14 protein-coding genes are annotated in these 14927 nt (G+C 71.9%); 5 read left to right on the top strand and 9 right to left on the bottom strand.

All coding sequences use genetic code 11. The features are described from left to right. Positions 1 to 53 precede the first annotated feature (53 nt). Positions 54 to 527: a nucleoside deaminase gene (locus tag ACTJJP_RS00890; protein ID WP_440773183.1), complete on the bottom strand. Its 474-nt coding sequence runs from the start codon at positions 525 to 527 to the stop codon at positions 54 to 56. A 223-nt stretch (positions 528 to 750) separates the two neighbouring features. Here ACTJJP_RS00890 and ACTJJP_RS00885 point away from each other — a divergent pair, with 223 nt between their 5' ends. Together ACTJJP_RS00885 and ACTJJP_RS00880 are read left to right on the top strand one after the other, a co-directional pair. Beyond that, a complete protein-coding gene (locus ACTJJP_RS00885; protein WP_440773182.1) occupies positions 751 to 1236 on the top strand; it encodes a nucleoside deaminase in 486 nt (161 codons plus the stop codon). Between the two features lie 113 nt (positions 1237 to 1349). Beyond that, entirely contained in the window at positions 1350 to 3833 is a 2484-nt protein-coding gene (locus tag ACTJJP_RS00880) for an ATP-dependent DNA ligase (RefSeq protein WP_440773181.1), read from the top strand. Positions 3834 to 3942: 109 nt separating this feature from the next. On the opposite strand, the gene ACTJJP_RS00875 is transcribed toward ACTJJP_RS00880, so the two are convergent. From ACTJJP_RS00875 to murI, 5 genes are all read right to left on the bottom strand, one after another. Continuing rightward, on the bottom strand, positions 3943 to 4860 hold the full coding sequence (locus ACTJJP_RS00875) for a cation diffusion facilitator family transporter (RefSeq protein WP_440773180.1): 918 nt from the start codon (positions 4858 to 4860) through the stop codon (positions 3943 to 3945). Positions 4861 to 5062: 202 nt separating this feature from the next. Beyond that, positions 5063 to 5872, bottom strand: coding sequence for a glycosyltransferase (locus tag ACTJJP_RS00870; RefSeq protein WP_440773664.1), 810 nt, complete (start codon positions 5870 to 5872; stop codon positions 5063 to 5065). 26 nt (positions 5873 to 5898) lie between these two features. Continuing rightward, a complete protein-coding gene (gene rdgB, locus ACTJJP_RS00865) occupies positions 5899 to 6495 on the bottom strand; it encodes an RdgB/HAM1 family non-canonical purine NTP pyrophosphatase (RefSeq protein ID WP_440773179.1) in 597 nt (198 codons plus the stop codon). Position 6496: 1 nt separating this feature from the next. Then, complete coding sequence (rph, locus tag ACTJJP_RS00860) at positions 6497 to 7222, bottom strand: ribonuclease PH (RefSeq protein ID WP_440773178.1); 726 nt, start codon at positions 7220 to 7222, stop codon at positions 6497 to 6499. 35 nt (positions 7223 to 7257) lie between these two features. Beyond that, complete coding sequence (murI, locus tag ACTJJP_RS00855) at positions 7258 to 8076, bottom strand: glutamate racemase (protein ID WP_440773177.1); 819 nt, start codon at positions 8074 to 8076, stop codon at positions 7258 to 7260. Between the two features lie 410 nt (positions 8077 to 8486). Here murI and ACTJJP_RS00850 point away from each other — a divergent pair, with 410 nt between their 5' ends. Further along, complete coding sequence (locus tag ACTJJP_RS00850) at positions 8487 to 9812, top strand: nicotinate phosphoribosyltransferase (RefSeq protein ID WP_440773176.1); 1326 nt, start codon at positions 8487 to 8489, stop codon at positions 9810 to 9812. A 33-nt stretch (positions 9813 to 9845) separates the two neighbouring features. Here the strand turns inward: ACTJJP_RS00850 and ACTJJP_RS00845 are convergent, their stop codons facing one another. The 3 genes from ACTJJP_RS00845 to ACTJJP_RS00835 are packed head-to-tail and all read right to left on the bottom strand — an operon-like array spanning position 9846 to position 13407. Next, positions 9846 to 10112: a DUF3039 domain-containing protein gene (locus ACTJJP_RS00845; protein WP_055953839.1), complete on the bottom strand. Its 267-nt coding sequence runs from the start codon at positions 10110 to 10112 to the stop codon at positions 9846 to 9848. A 50-nt stretch (positions 10113 to 10162) separates the two neighbouring features. Further along, the gene (locus ACTJJP_RS00840; protein WP_440773175.1) at positions 10163 to 11725 is read right to left on the bottom strand and encodes a hypothetical protein; all 1563 of its coding nucleotides are present in this window, start codon (positions 11723 to 11725) and stop codon (positions 10163 to 10165) included. Continuing rightward, the gene (locus tag ACTJJP_RS00835) at positions 11701 to 13407 is read right to left on the bottom strand and encodes an ATP-binding cassette domain-containing protein (protein WP_440773174.1); all 1707 of its coding nucleotides are present in this window, start codon (positions 13405 to 13407) and stop codon (positions 11701 to 11703) included. Before ACTJJP_RS00835 ends, ACTJJP_RS00840 begins: the two co-directional genes overlap by 25 nt. Here ACTJJP_RS00835 and ACTJJP_RS00830 point away from each other — a divergent pair. Together ACTJJP_RS00830 and ACTJJP_RS00825 are read left to right on the top strand one after the other, a co-directional pair. Next, on the top strand, positions 13364 to 13714 hold the full coding sequence (locus tag ACTJJP_RS00830) for a hypothetical protein (protein WP_440773173.1): 351 nt from the start codon (positions 13364 to 13366) through the stop codon (positions 13712 to 13714). The two genes, ACTJJP_RS00835 and ACTJJP_RS00830, sit on opposite strands and share 44 nt — an antisense overlap. A gap of 278 nt (positions 13715 to 13992) precedes the next feature. Continuing rightward, positions 13993 to 14919, top strand: coding sequence for a hypothetical protein (locus ACTJJP_RS00825; protein ID WP_440773172.1), 927 nt, complete (start codon positions 13993 to 13995; stop codon positions 14917 to 14919). Positions 14920 to 14927 lie beyond the last annotated feature (8 nt).

Below are 14927 nucleotides of genomic sequence, written 5' to 3'. Positions count from 1 at the left end.
CACCGAAAGGACGGGGGATGCCGAGGCCCTTGCGTCGCGGGCGGGTCCCGCGGTCAGTCGCCGTGCATCGCGGTCCACTCGCGGAACGGTGCCGTCGGATCGTCGGCGCGACCCTGCTCGGTGGGAAGGGAACGCTCCGCCACCGGCTTCGCGTACTCGTCGTAGAACGTCGCGAGGGTCATCAGGCGGTTGCCGTCCTCGTAGTGCTCGCCCTCCTGCTCCCGCGTGGCCGCGTAGACGAGGCGATCGGGCTGCGCGTAGTAGACCGCCCCCAGACACATCGGGCAGGGGTAAGCGGTGACGAACATGTCGTACCCGCCGAGGTCGCTGATGCCCTTCGCCGCGGCGGCCCGGATCGCCCGGACCTCGGCGTGGGCCGTCGGGTCGCCCTCTTGGCTGACGTGGTTGACCGCCTCGGCGACGATCTCGCCGTCCTTGACGATGAGACACGCGAACGGCTTGCCCCCGTTGCGGACGTTCTCGCTCGCGCGAGAGAGGGTCAGGGCGGTGAGCTCGTGATCGTTCATCGTCTCACCGTAATGACGGGATGCCGATCGACGCGGGATCCGCTCGAAGCTCGCGGATGTGCTACTCGTCGACGGCGCGCACCATATCGTGTCCGTCGTCGACACCGTCTCTGTGGTCACGCCGCGGCGCGGGCGGCAAGGGGCAGGCNCGACGTCAAGATGGATACGACACACGTGCACCCACGACCCGCCCGCGGCGGTACGACCCGGGAGAAGAGGAACCATGGACGACATCGAGGCCCTGAGACGCTGCCTGGAACTGGCGACCGAGGCGGTGGGCGCGGGCGACGAGGCCTTCGGATCCCTGCTCGTCGATGCCGACGGGCACGTGCTCCGAGAGGAACGGAACACGGTCGGTCAGGGCGATCCCACCGCGCACCCGGAGCTCGCTCTGGTGCGGTGGGCGGTGGCGCGCTATCCCGCGGCCGAGCGGGCCTCCCTGACGGTGTACACCTCGGGCGAGCACTGTTCCATGTGCGCCGCGGCGCACGCGTGGGCGGGACTCGGCCCCATCGTGTTCGCCGGCTCGACCGCTCAGCTGACGCAGTGGCGGTCCTCGTGGGGCGCAGCGCCGTCGCCGATCCGGCCCCTCGCCATCCACGACGTCGCCCCGGGGATCGTCGCACGTGGCCCGTTCGAGGTGTTCGCCGCCGAACTCGAGCGACTGCACTTCGAGGTCGAGAGACGCCGCTCGGGCGCCGAAGCATGACGTCGCCCGCCGCGTGAGCGCGATCGGGGCACCGGGTTCGACTCGGCCCCGACCGGAGCTCAACCCCGCATCCTCTTCGGCATCCGGAGCCGTTCCCGCCCTACGCTGGGTCGATGGTGGAGCAGACGGTGCGGATCGGCGGGCGCCGGCTGCGCCTCTCGAACCTCGACAAAGTGCTCTACCCCGAGACGGGGACCACCAAGGGCGAGGTCATCGACTACTACTCGCGCATCGCGCCGCGCCTGCTCCCCCACGTCGCCGGGCGCCCGGTCACCCGCAAGCGCTGGCCTGACGGGGTCGGCACCGACTCCGACCCGGCCGAGCCATTCTTCGCGAAGGCCCTCGAACCGGGAGCGCCCGCGTGGGTGCGCCGGTTCCCGATCGACCACTCGTCCGGCTCCAAGGACTACCCGCTCGTCGACGACCTGCCGACCCTCGTCTACCTCGCACAGGTCGCCAGCCTCGAGCTGCACGTGCCGCAATGGCGGTTCTCCCCCGACGGCGAGCGGCAGAACCCCGATCGTCTGGTGCTCGACCTCGATCCCGGGCCCGGTGTCGGTCTGGCCGAGTGCGCCGAGGTCGCCCGCTGGGCGCGGGCGATCCTGCGGGACATCGGTCTCGACCCCCTGCCGGTCACGAGCGGCAGCAAGGGGATCCACCTGTACGCCCACCTCGACGGCCGCTCCTCGAGCGACGCGGCCAGCGCGATCGCGAAAGAGCTCGCCCGGGCGATCGAGGCCGACCACCCCGACCTGGTGGTCAGTCAGATGTCGAGATCGGCGCGCCCCGGCAAGGTCTTCATCGACTGGAGCCAGAACAACGGCTCCAAGACGACCATCGCACCGTATTCGCTGCGAGGACGCTCACGCCCGACGGTCGCCGCGCCCCGCACGTGGGACGAGCTCGACGATCCCGGGCTCGGCCATCTACTGTTCGACGAGGTGCTCTCCCGCATCGGAGATCCCCTCGCGCCGCTCGAGCGCGACGCGGGGCCGCTGCGCGCCTACCTCTCCAAGCGGGTCGCGGGCAGGACGCCCGAACCCGTTCCCGACGCGCCGCACGGCGATGCCCCACCCGAGGGTCTCCCCCGATTCGTCATCCAGGAGCACCACGCGAGCCGCCTGCACTGGGATCTGCGGCTGGAGCACGACGGCGTCTTGGTGAGCTGGGCGGTCCCCCGGGGCGTCCCGCCGACCACGGCGAAGAACAGCCTCGCCGTCATGACCGAGGATCACCCGATGTCGTACCTCGACTTCGCCGGAGAGATCCCCCGCGGCGAGTACGGCGCGGGCATCATGACCGTCTGGGACACCGGCACGTATGAGCTCGAGAAGTGGCGTGACGACGAGGTGATCGCCACCCTCGCCGGGCAGGACGACGGTCCGCTCGGACGTGTGCGCCTCGCCCTGATCCGCACCGAGGGGCATGGCGAGAAGTCGCAGTGGCTGCTGCATCGTATGAAGACGGATGCCGAGGGCCGGGCGCAGAACGACGGGGCGCCCGTGGTGGCCCTGGAGCACGGCGACACCGCCGGTCGCGATCGGGACGCGGCACCCGCCCAGGCAGCCGTTCCGGGACCGGCTGCGGGCCCGTCCCCCACCCGGGAGTCCGACGCCGAGCCCTCCACGGCCGACCTCCAGCCCATGCTGGCCACCGCATCGACGCCTGGTCTCGCCCGCGCCGCCGCCGCGCGCTGGGGGGCACCGTGGGTGGAGATGAAATGGGACGGCATCCGGGGACTGGGCGTCTGGGACGGCGAGCGCCTGCGCCTGCGATCGCGCAACGGCAACGACCTCACCCCGACCTATCCCGAGCTGACCGCGGTCGACCTGGCTCTCGGGGCACGGCGCGCGGTCGTCGACGGCGAGATCGTCGCGCTCGACGCTCAGGGACGACCCAGTTTCCCGCTCCTGCAGAAGCGCATGAACCTCGCCCGACCGCGCGAGATCGCGAACGAAGCCCGGCGGACGCCGGTGCAGTTCTACCTCTTCGACGTGTTGTCGCTCGAGGGGCACGACGTGGCATCCCTTCCCCTCGCGGAGCGACGGAAGCTCCTCGAGCAGCTCGCCGCCGGTGCCGGAGCGCCGGTGGTGCTGCCGCCCGTGTTCGACGACGTGGATGCCGCGGTCGCCACCAGCGGACGGTTCGGGCTCGAGGGAGTCGTCGTCAAAGACCCCGCGTCGACGTATCGGCGGGGTACGCGCTCGGAGCACTGGTTGAAGGTGAAGCACTCGCGCACGCAGGAGGTCGTGGTCGGCGGCATCCGACCGGGTAAGGGCAACCGCGCGGGCACGATCGGGTCGCTGCTGGTCGGGGTGCCGTCGAAGGACGGGCTGCAGTACGCCGGGCGTGTCGGCTCGGGCTTCGGCGAGCAGACCCTCGCGCGCCTCGCCGCCCTGCTCGACCCCCTTCGCACCGACGTCGATCCGTTCGTCGGGGTACCGGCTGCCGACGCCCGAAACGCACTCTGGGTGCGGCCCGAGCTCGTGGCAGAGGTGGAGTTCGCGGAGTTCAGCCCGGGCGGCATCCTGCGTCAGGCTCGGTGGCGGGGGCTGCGGCCCGACAAGGACCCGCGCGACGTGGTTCGCGAGGACTGACGCGACTGTTCCCTTCGACTGACTCCGGAAGACTGCGAACGGTGGCTGAGCCGGTCGACGCCACCGGGCGCGGCGAGACCACTGCAGCGTGCGACCCCCGGCGGACGGGCTAGGCGTGCCGCGAGTCGTGCTCGACGTGGCCGGCGGTCTCGAGTTGGAAGGTCGAGTGCTCCACGTCGAAATGATCGGCCAGGCACTCCTGCAGCGAAGCCAGGATGCCGGCAGCCCGACCATCCGCGAACGCGGCGTCGTCGACGATGACGTGGGCGCTGAACACCGGCGCTCCACGCGTGAGCTGCCACACGTGCACGTCGTGCACGTCGACCACGCCGTCGGCCCCGCGCAGGTGGTCGCGGATCTCGGCGACGTGCACTCCCACCGGCGCCGACTCGGTCAGCACCACCACGACCTCCCGCAGCAGCCCGATCGCCCGCGGCACGATGAGCACCGCGATGAACAGTGAGGCGAGGGCATCGGCCTGCACGAACCCGGTGGTCAAGATGACGGCCGCGGCGAGGATCACCGCCACCGACCCGACGAGATCGCCCAGCACCTCGAGGTACGCGCCGCGCACGTTGATGCTGCGCTTCTGCGCCCGCCCGAGCAGCCACATCGACACGGCGTTGGCGATCATGCCGACGACGGCGACGACGAGCATGAGCCCGCCCTGCACCTCCGCCTCGGCCGGTGCCAGTAGGCGCTGCACCGCCTCGACCCCCACCCACGCGCACAGGACGATCAGGATGACGCCGTTGACCAGGGCCCCGAGCACCTCGGCGCGCTGGTAGCCGTACGTCCGGCGGTCGTCGGCCGGACGTGCGGCGATCGAGGTGGCGACGAGGGCGACCACCAGGGCCGCGGCGTCGGTGAACATGTGCGCGGCGTCGGCGAGGAGCGCCAGCGATCCCGACAGGACCGCCCCGACGATCTGCACCACCATCACCGTGGCGGTCACGGCGAGGGCGATCGTGAGCAGGCGCGCGTGACCGGCATCGCGGATGCCGCCGGTGGGCGCGTGGTCGTGCATGGGACAAGGCTAGATCCGACCCCCGACATGGTGCTCGTTTGCGCGGCAGTCGGGAATGAGAACCGCCCTCAGCCTCCCGTGATGGACGCGCAGCCCGGGGCGGACGAGGAGGCGACACGTGCCGGCACGCCCTGAGCACCACGCCGTGATGAGCCCGCAGCGATGACGACACCCGCCTCCCGCGCCAGCGGGCGGGGGCGCCTCAGCTGCGCAGCGCTCTCCACTGCGCCTGCACGCGCCGGTGAACGTGCAACGCCGGGTACACGCCCAGGAACACCGCCATCGGGGCCCGGAGTCGCACGTCGCGGATGTCGTGCGCGGCGTAGGTGTTCTCGAAGCGGTCGACGTAGCGTCGGAAGTCGCGCGGGCGGTCGTCGAGACGCCGTGCCGACATGCCCGCGACCATGTCGGAGCAATAGGCGATGCGGCGCCCGCCGAGGGCCAGATGGATGGCGATGTCGAGGTCTTCGTGCATGACGTCGGCCTCGTCGTCGCACAGGAACTCGCGCACGTCCCGCCACGCGTCGGCACGCACGGCCATGTTGCTGCCGAACAGGAAGACGAAGTCCCCCGCCAAGCGCACCTGCAGCCGGCGCAACCGGTCGTCGATCTGCTGGCCGATCGTACGCAGCGGCAGGTCGTAGTACTCCACCGGTCCCGACACGGCATCCATAACGCCGTCCGCGAAGACGCGCGAGACCTGCGCCACCCAGTCGGGCTTCAGAACGGTGTCGGCGTCGATTCGTCCGAGCACCTCGCCCGTGGCGGCATCCATTCCCAGGTTGCGGGTGGGGACGAGCCCCTGCCTGCGGTCTTGCCGCAGCAAACGGATGCCGGCCCTCGGGTGTTCGTCGATGACGCGCTGCACCGCCTCGCGCGTGCCGTCGGCCGAGCGGTTGTCGACGACGAGCACCTCCGACGCCGGGACGCTCTGACGGACGATCGCGCGCAGGCACCGCTCGATCACCGCCTCTTCGTTGTAGGCGGGCACGACGATCGACACCGTGGGCATTGCGGTCACCTCACGGGTTTACACGCTCAGAGTGACGCGAGAAGGGGCGAGAGTCGAACGAACGCCCGGGCGCGGTGCGATGCGGCGTTCTTCTCCGCAGCGGTCCATTCGCCGACGGTGCGCTCCGCGCCCTCGGGCTGACCGTCGGGCACGAAGATCGGGTCATACCCGAAACCACCCGGCCCCGCGGGTGTCATCGCCAGGCGTCCGGGCCAGCGGCCCTCGACCGTCTGCTCGTCGCCGTCGGAGCGCACCAGGGCGATCACCGACACGAATTGCGCCGTGCGGTGCGGGTCCGCCACGTCGGACAGCTGGTCGAGCAGCAGTTCGAGGTTGGCCGTCGCGTCCTTCTTGTGCCCCGCCCAGTACGCCGAGAACACCCCGGGCGAACCGCCCAGCACGTCGACCGCGACGCCGGAGTCGTCGGCCAGGGCCGGGAGTCCCGTGTGCGCCGCCGCTGCGCGCGCTTTGATGAGCGCGTTCTCGGCGAAGGTCACGCCGTCTTCGACCGGCTCGGGTCCGTCGTAGCCGACGACCTCGAGGTCGGGGCGGACCTCCGCGACGATCGCCTGGAACTCCTCGACCTTGTGCGGGTTGTGCGTGGCGAGGACGACGCGCGCCATCTCAGCCCTCGAGAGCCGCGGTCTGGATGCCGCGCAGCTCGGCGCAGCCGTTCACGCCCAGCTCGAGCAGGCGATCGAGCTCGGCCTTGTCGAAGGGTGCGCCCTCGGCGGTGCCCTGCACCTCGACGAACAGGCCGCGACCGGTGACGACGACGTTCATGTCGGTCTCGGCGCGCACGTCCTCGACGTAGGCGAGGTCGAGCAGCGGCTCGCCGTCGACGATGCCCACCGACACCGCGGCGACCGAGTCGCGCAGCACCTCGGAACGCTGGCCGATGAACTTCTTCTCGCGGCCCCAGGCGATGGCATCCGCCAGGGCGACATAAGCGCCCGTGATGGCCGCGGTGCGCGTGCCGCCGTCGGCCTGCAGCACATCGCAGTCGATGACGATGGTGTTCTCCCCCAGCGCCTTGGTGTCGACCACGGCACGAAGGGCCCGGCCGACCAGTCGCGAGATCTCGTGCGTGCGCCCGCCGACCTTGCCCTTGATGCTCTCGCGGTCGTTGCGGCTGTTCGTCGCGCGCGGCAGCATCGCGTACTCGGCGGTGACCCAGCCCTTGCCCTTGCCGCTCAGCCAGCGGGGCACGCCGTTGGTGAACGACGCGGTGCACAGCACCTTGGTGCCGCCGAACGTGATGAGTGCGGAGCCCTCGGCGTGCGCCGACCACCCGCGTTCGATGGTCACGGGACGGAGCTGATCGGCGGTGCGGCCGTCTTTGCGGGTCATGGATCCTCCAGAGGAACGGGAACGGATGCCGCGCCTCAGCGCGGCAGGTCGATGGCGCCGGTCTGCACGAGCTGAACCTCGCGCACCTCGCGGCCCATGAGGCGGTGCGCCAGGCGCAGGAAGTCGTCGGCCGAGGAGCCGGTGGCCTCGTAGCGGTGGTTCGGTACGGCATCCGCACTCGCCAGGAGGTCACGCGAGACGAGCTGACGGAAGACGTCTTTCGCGGTCTCGCTGTCGCTGGAGACGAGGCTCACGTCGGGGCCCATCACGTAGCTGATGGCGCCCTCGAGGAACGGATAGTGGGTGCAGCCCAACACGAGGGTGTCGACGCCGGCGTGGCGGAGCGGGGCGAGGTACAGCTCGGCGGTGGCGAGGACCTCGGGCGAGTCGGTCACCCCGGCCTCGACGAACTCGACGAAGCGCGGACACGCCTCGGCGAACACGGTGAGACGCTCGTTGACCTCGAGCATGTCCTGGTAGGCGCGCGAGCCGATGGTGCCGGCGGTGCCGATCACACCGATGCGACCGTTGCGGGTCGTCGACATCGCGGTGCGCACCGCGGGGCCGATGACCTCGACGACGGGCACGTCGTAGCGCTCGCGCGCGTCGCGGAGCATCGCGGCCGAGGCGGTGTTGCAGGCGATCACCAGCATCTTCACGCCCTGCTCGACGAGCGTGTCGAGCACCTCGAGGGCATATCGGCGGACATCGGCGATGGGCTTCGGACCGTAGGGCGAGCGGGCGGTGTCGCCGATGTAGAGGATCGACTCGCGCGGCAGCTGCGCCGACACGGCCCGGGCGACGGTGAGACCGCCGACTCCCGAGTCGAAGATCCCGATCGGTGCGTCGTCCATAGACCGCCAGCCTATCGGGCGGGGGTGCGCCCGACGGTGAGGCGTCTCACGCAGGGGGCCGGCGGCGGGGCGGGGCGGGGCGCCCGGCGGTGAGGCGTCTCACGCAGGGGGCCGGCGGCGGGGCGGGGCGGGCGGGGCGCCCGACGGTGAGGCGTCTCACGCAGGGGGCCGGCGGCGGGGCGGGGCGGGCGGGGCGGCCGACGGTGAGGCGTCTCACGTAGGGGGCCGGCGGCGGGGCGGGGCGGCGGTGCGGCGGACACAACGCAGGAGAACGGGCGTCCCGCCGTCCGCCGACCGCGCATTCACGCGGTGTGCCCCCCGGATCTCCTGCGTTGTGTCGCGGCACAGGCGCGCGTCAAGGGGCGGCGGGCGACCCGACCACGGCGAACCGGCCGCAATAGGCTGGCGCGATGACGCGCAGCACGGCTCTGCACACCGACCGCTACGAACTCACGATGCTCGACGCGGCGCTTCGCGACGGCACGGCCTCGCGCCGCTGCGTGTTCGAGGTGTTCGGGCGCCGGCTCTCGGGCGGACGCCGCTTCGGGGTCGTCGCCGGCACCGGCCGGCTGCTCGAGGCCATCCGCGACTTCCGGTTCGGCGACGACGAGCTGCGATACCTGCGCGATGCGAGGGTGGTTGATGCCACGACCCTCGACTTCCTCGCCGACTACCGCTTCACCGGTTCGGTGACCGGCTACCGCGAGGGCGAGGTGTACTTCCCCGGTTCCCCCCTGCTCACCGTGGAGGGGACCTTCGCGGAGGCCGTGCTGCTGGAGACGCTCGCGCTCAGCGTCCTGAACTACGACTCCGCCGTGGCCACCGCCGCCGCGCGCATGAGCGTCGCCGCCGGCGACCGACCGCTCGCCGAGATGGGCTCTCGTCGCGCGAGCGAGGAGGCGGCCGTCGCCGCCGCCCGCGCCGCCTACATCGTGGGCTTCTCGGCCACCAGCAACCTCGAAGCGGGGCGCCGCTGGGGCGTTCCGACGATGGGCACCGCCGCCCACGCATGGACGCTGCTGCACGACAGCGAAGAAGACGCGTTCCGTTCGCAGGTCGCCGCGCTCGGCAGCGGCACCACCCTTCTCGTCGACACGTACGACATCGCCGAGGGCGTGCGCACCGCCGTCCGCGTCGCCGGGACCGACCTGGGCGGCGTGCGCATCGACTCGGGCGACCTGCCCATCGTCGCGGGCGAGGTGCGCGCGCTCCTCGACGAGCTCGGCGCGACGGGTACGCGCATCACCGTCACCAGCGACCTCGACGAGTACGCGCTGGCCGCCCTCGCGGCATCCCCCGTCGACTCCTACGGCGTCGGCACGTCGGTGGCGACCGGCTCGGGCGTTCCCACCGCGGGCCTGGTGTTCAAGCTCGTCGCCCGCGAAGCGGCCGATGGATCATGGGTGGGCGTCGCCAAGGCCTCCACGCAGAAGGCCTCGCACGGGGGCCGCAAGGCCGCGTTCCGCACCCTCGACGGGGGCACCGCGACCGGAGAGCTCGTCATGGTGAGTGACGGTTTCGAAGAGCTGTCCACCGCCGCCGAGCACCCCGACGCCCGTCCCCTGCAGATCACGCTCATGCGCGACGGAGAAGCGGATGCCGCTGCCCTCGGCCCGGCGGGCGTCGACGCCGCGCGCGCACACCATGCTCGCGTGCGAGAGGAACTGCCCGTGCGGGCGCTGGCACTGAGCAAGTCCGAGCCGGCCCTGCCGACCGAGTACCGCGAGACGCACTGACGGACGACCCGCACCGATCGAACGAACCGACGGTTATTTGACGAGCGACTCGTAGATCTCTTTGCACTGCGGGCAGACGGGGAACTTCTCGGGATCGCGACCCGGCGTCCACTTCTTGCCGCAGAGCGCGCGGACGGGTTTGCCGGTGATCGCGGACTCGAGGATCTTGTCTTTCTTGACGTAATGCGAGAAGCGCTCGTGGTCGCCGGGCTCGATGTTCTCTTCGCGGATGAGCTCTTCGAGCTCTCGATCCAGGGTCGCGAGACCCCCGCTGTCAGGACTGTCGAGAGGCGTGCTCATGGAGAGCCAGTGTAGCCGCGGACCGCGCCGGGCGGTCCGACGGGTTCGACTCAGGTCGCTTCGGCGAACTCCATGAGCTGCGTCGCCCGGTGCTCGTAGACCACCGCGCCCAGCACGATTCCCACGATCATCACGACCGCACCGGCCCCCACGCCGACCCAGAGCGCGAACATCGCATCGATGGCCGTGCCGTTGATCGCCTGCCATGTCAGCCAGCCCGCGGGCAGGGCGGTGAGCACCGCCCCGAGCATGACGAGGCCCTGCGCGAGGACCCCGCCCGAGCCCGTGCGCTGCGGCTGTTGGAAGGGGCTGTCGCCCGGCCGCGACACCGCGTACGGCGCCAGCACCGATGACACGCTCGACAGCCCCAGACCGCCGAGGAACAACGCCGCGCAGACGCCGACCATGGCCGGAAAGATCGCCCAGCGACCATGCGCGACGATCGCGAGCGGAAGGCTCACGGCCAGGACCGGGATGCCGATGAGCAGGATGGGCACGAGGCGCCCCAGGCGATCGGGGATGCCGCGCACACCGCTGGCGATGTGCATCCACAGGGCCGTGGAGTCGTACGCGAGGTCGTTGTGCGGCAGCCAGCCGAAGAACAGCGCCATGATCGGCACCGGCAGCAGCACCGCCAGCTCGAACGGCACGCCCGCGACGAGCAGCGGCACCGTCGAGACGACGGCCGCGATCGGCACGATCACGACATTGACGAGGTAACGCCGGTCGCGCAGCCAGTACGACAGGCTTCGCGCGGCGACGGCTCCCCCCGGCGTGCCCGGAAGAAGGGCGAACCACCCGAGTCCGCCGCGCTCGCGCACCGCGACCGGGCGACGCGTCGTGGTGAGCAGCACCTCGACCAGGGCGAACCATGCCAGGGCGAGCAGCGCAACGGTCGCGAGGGCGACGACGAGGCTGCCGACGGCCGCACCGGTCGTCGGTGCGAGGCCGATGGCCCACGCGGCCCCGACGGGCGTCCACGACAGGATCTCGGCCGCCGACGCCAACTGCGACGGCACCGCGCCGCGCCACTCCAGCGATCCGAGGAACACCCCGATCGGCACGACGACGACGAGCACGGCGACGAGGTACACGCTCATCAGTTCGCGGGACTGGCGGGGCCGCTGCACGAGCGCCCCGAGGGCCATGCTGACGCGGGCGAACAGCACGCAGGTCGTGAGCCCCAGGACGACGGATGCCGCGCCCGCCACCGCCGAGGCGCCGTGCGCGCCCCACGCCATGGCGAGGCTGATGCCCAGCGCGAGCGTCACGAGGACGGGCACGCTGAGGAATCCGGCAAGCAGCAGGGCTCCGGCGAGCGGTCGCGGTTCGGGACCGACGACGGCGAACCGCCGCGGGTCGAGGGGGTCGATGGACGCCGTGATGGGCGGCCCGACGGCGAACCCGAGGGTGACCGCGGAACCGGCCAGGACGGTGACGACCGTCGTGGTGAGGCGGTCCGCATCCGCGAGGCCCGTCGCACTGACGGCCGCGAAGACGGTGGCCGCGATGAGAACGACCACGCCGACCGCCCGCCGGATGACGTCGCGCCGGTCGCCCCGCAGGGCGCCCAGCATCATCGCCAGTCTCAGGCGGAGAACGTGTGCAACCACTCGAGGCCCTCCACGTCGCCCAGTCCGCCCGACAGCTCGCGGAAACGCTGCTCGAGTGTGCCCTCGCCGCGTACCTCGTCGATGGTGCCCTCGGCGAGCACCTGGCCGGACACGATGACCGCGACGCGGGAACAGACCCGCTCCACGAGCTCCATGCCGTGACTCGACAGGATCACGGTGCCGCCGTGGTCGACGTACGTGCGGAGGATGTCGAGGATGACTCCGCTGGAGACCGGATCGACGGCCTCGAACGGTTCGTCGAGCACGAGAAGGCGCGGGGAGTGGATCATCGCGCCCGCCAGCATGACCTTCTTCGTCATTCCCGCCGAGTAGTCGGATACGGGGCGCGCGAGCGCGTCGACGAGGTCGAAAGCGCGAGCGAGGTCGGCCATGCGGCTCTCGACGAGGCCACTCGGTAGCCCCCGCAGCGCACCGTAGTACGACAGCAGCTGGCGACCCGTCAGGCGGTCGAAGGTGCGGAGGCGATCGGGCAGGACGCCGATCATCTTCTTGGCTTCGCGCGCCCGTTTCTTCGCATCGACGCCGTTGATCGTCACGGCGCCGCCGTCGGCGCGGAGCAGTCCCGCGATGATCGACAGGGTCGTGGTCTTGCCAGCGCCATTGGGACCGACCAGGCCGTAGAACGAGCCCGCGGGCACGGTCAGGTCGATCGCGTCGACGGCGCGCAGCTCACCGAATGTCTTGGTGATGTGACGGAGCGTGAGCGCGGGGACCGCGGCACCGGCCTCCGGATCGGTGGATGCCGCCGTGTCGGTGGCACCGTCGGCGGATACGGCGGCGCCGGGAGCCGAGTCGGCCGATGCGTCGTCGTGCGTGGCCATGACGGCGGTGGCCGCGGCGACGGTGCTCGGTGCCTCGACCTCCGCGTCGGAGGCGTCGAGCGCGAGGGCGTCGGAGGTCTCGTCGGCCGGGGCGTCGTCGTCGGCGCGGACGTCGGGCGGGGTGGGATCCTGCCGATCGTCGGACGATGTCACGTCGGCTGCTCCGTCGCCGGGAACGTCATGCGACGCGGCTGCTTCGTCGACCCCGCGCGTCGCGTCGTCGGGGACGTCGGACGTCGCCGGTTGCTCGTCGGTGTCGTCACGCGTGTCGAGCGGGGTTTCGACGACCACCTCGACATCGGATGCGAGGGGCCCGGGGTCGTCTTGCGCAGCGGTCTCCTCGAGCGCCGTCGACCGTTCGTCGGCGGACGGCTCCGCGGTGAGCGGATCGGCGATCACCGGCTCCTCGACGGCGACGTCTGCCGGCGTCGGGTCGAGGGCGATGCGCTCGTCGATCGCGTGGGACACCGGCGCCTCGGCCGCAGGCGCGACGGGAAGCGGGGGCCGCGGAGGAATGACGATGTCGTCGAACGCGAGGGGGGACGCTCCTTCGGGCGACGCGAGGTCGGGGTCTGCTGCATCCGGGTTCATCGGATCGGCTTCCCCCGCGGGTGAATCGACCGTCGGAGCGGGCTCCTCGGACGGCAGCGACACGACCTCGACCGGCGTGTCGGCGGCATCCGGAGACGCGGGGTCGTCGTGCTCCGTCGGGGTGCTCGCGGCATCCTCCGGAGACGCGGACCCGTCCGCCGTGACACGCGCGTCGACGGCTTCGGCCGACGCGGCCTCGGGGACGATGGCCGCATCGGCATTCACCTCGTCGCCGGCGGCGGCGGACACGGCGCTCGCCGGCGCGGAGGTCGACGACGCCGTCGTGGCCGAAGAGGCGGATGCGCGCGGCGACGCCGGCTTCTTCGCGGCGGTCCGCGCGGTCGTCGGCTTCTTCGTCGCGGGCGTGCGCGCAGCCGTTCCCGACGCGCGTGCCGCCGCCGTCCGCGGAGCGCGGGGGGCGCGCGGCTTCGGCGTCGGTTTCGCTGCCGCGTTGCCGCTCGACGCGTCGGCGTCGGACACCCCTTCGCCCGGGGTGCGGGCCGGCGGACGCTTCGCGGGCGTGCTCCGCGGCGTGCGCGGCGTCGAGGGGGTCTGACGGGTCGCGGGTTCGACGCTCGCCGCGACGCCCTCGGTGTCAGAGGGGGACGAGTCTCGGGGTTCCGGCAGCGACGCTGTCATCGCACCAAACTACCAAGCACCTCCGACACCGCCCTTCCTCTTGCCGACGCCGTTCCCGCGTGCGTCGACGCCCCCTGGGCGATCCCCGGCGCGGCGATACCGAACAGACACTGCGGGCCGACACGTTTCACGGCGAATCCGCGCCCCACCGTCGCGTCACAGCGCAAGTCGAGCCGACCGGGAGAGGATGAGGTCATGGCCGAGAAGGTGCACCGCATCCACTCCCTCCCCCGCGACGCCCCGTGGACGGGCGGTCTCCCACCCGTGGGGTCGGACGAGCATCCCCGCACGATCCGTATGCTCGACCGCGTGCTGTCGGTGCAGCGGCCCGTCGTGCTGGCGCACCTGCGCAGCATCCGCCTGCGGCATCCGGATGCCACCGTCGACCAGATCCTGCAGATCCTCGAGCGCCGTTATCTCGCCGCGGTGACCACGGGCGGAGCGGCCGTGGGTGCCACCGCGGTCGTGCCGGGCATCGGCACGGGCATCACCCTCGCGTTGAGCGGCGTCGAAACGGTCGGGTTCCTCGAGGCCACCGCGCTCTACGCGCAGTCGGTCGCGGAGGTCCACGGCGTCGCCGTCGAAGACCCCGACCGCGGGCGGGCGCTGGTCCTCGCGCTGATGCTCGGCAAGGAGGGCGTCGACCTCGTCTCGCAGCTCGCCGCGCAGGCGGCCGGGCGCGGCACCACCCGCTCGGGATACTGGGGCGAACTCGTCACCAAGACCCTCCCGCGTGCGGCCATCGGTCCCCTCGTCGACCGGTTGAAGACGTCGTTCGTGCGGCAGTTCGCCACCCGCGGCGGAGCGTCGTGGCTCGGCAAGGCGCTGCCCTTCGGGGTCGGCGCCGTCGTCGGCGGCGCGGGCAACCACATCCTCGGCCGGCGGGTGCTGGTCAACGCGCGCCGCGCGTTCGGGAGTCCCCCGCTCGAACTGCCCGCCGATCTCGAGCCGCGCGACGGCAGCGAGCCTCTCGAACGCAGCGCCGTGGGCGGCATCCGCCGCGCGGGCTCCGCCCTCGCCGACGCCGTGGGATCGGCAGGGCGACGCACCGGTTCTGCGGCGCGGAAGGCGATGCCCCATCGCGGTCGACGCGATGCCGGGGCCGCACCCGAAGTCGACTGACCCCTTGT

The sequence above is a fragment of the Microbacterium sp. 22296 genome (assembly GCF_052045385.1).
In the GTDB taxonomy this organism is placed as follows: Bacteria; Actinomycetota; Actinomycetes; order Actinomycetales; family Microbacteriaceae; genus Microbacterium.
Note: the sequence above shows the minus strand (reverse complement) of the source record. Positions and strands in the feature narration are given on the sequence as shown.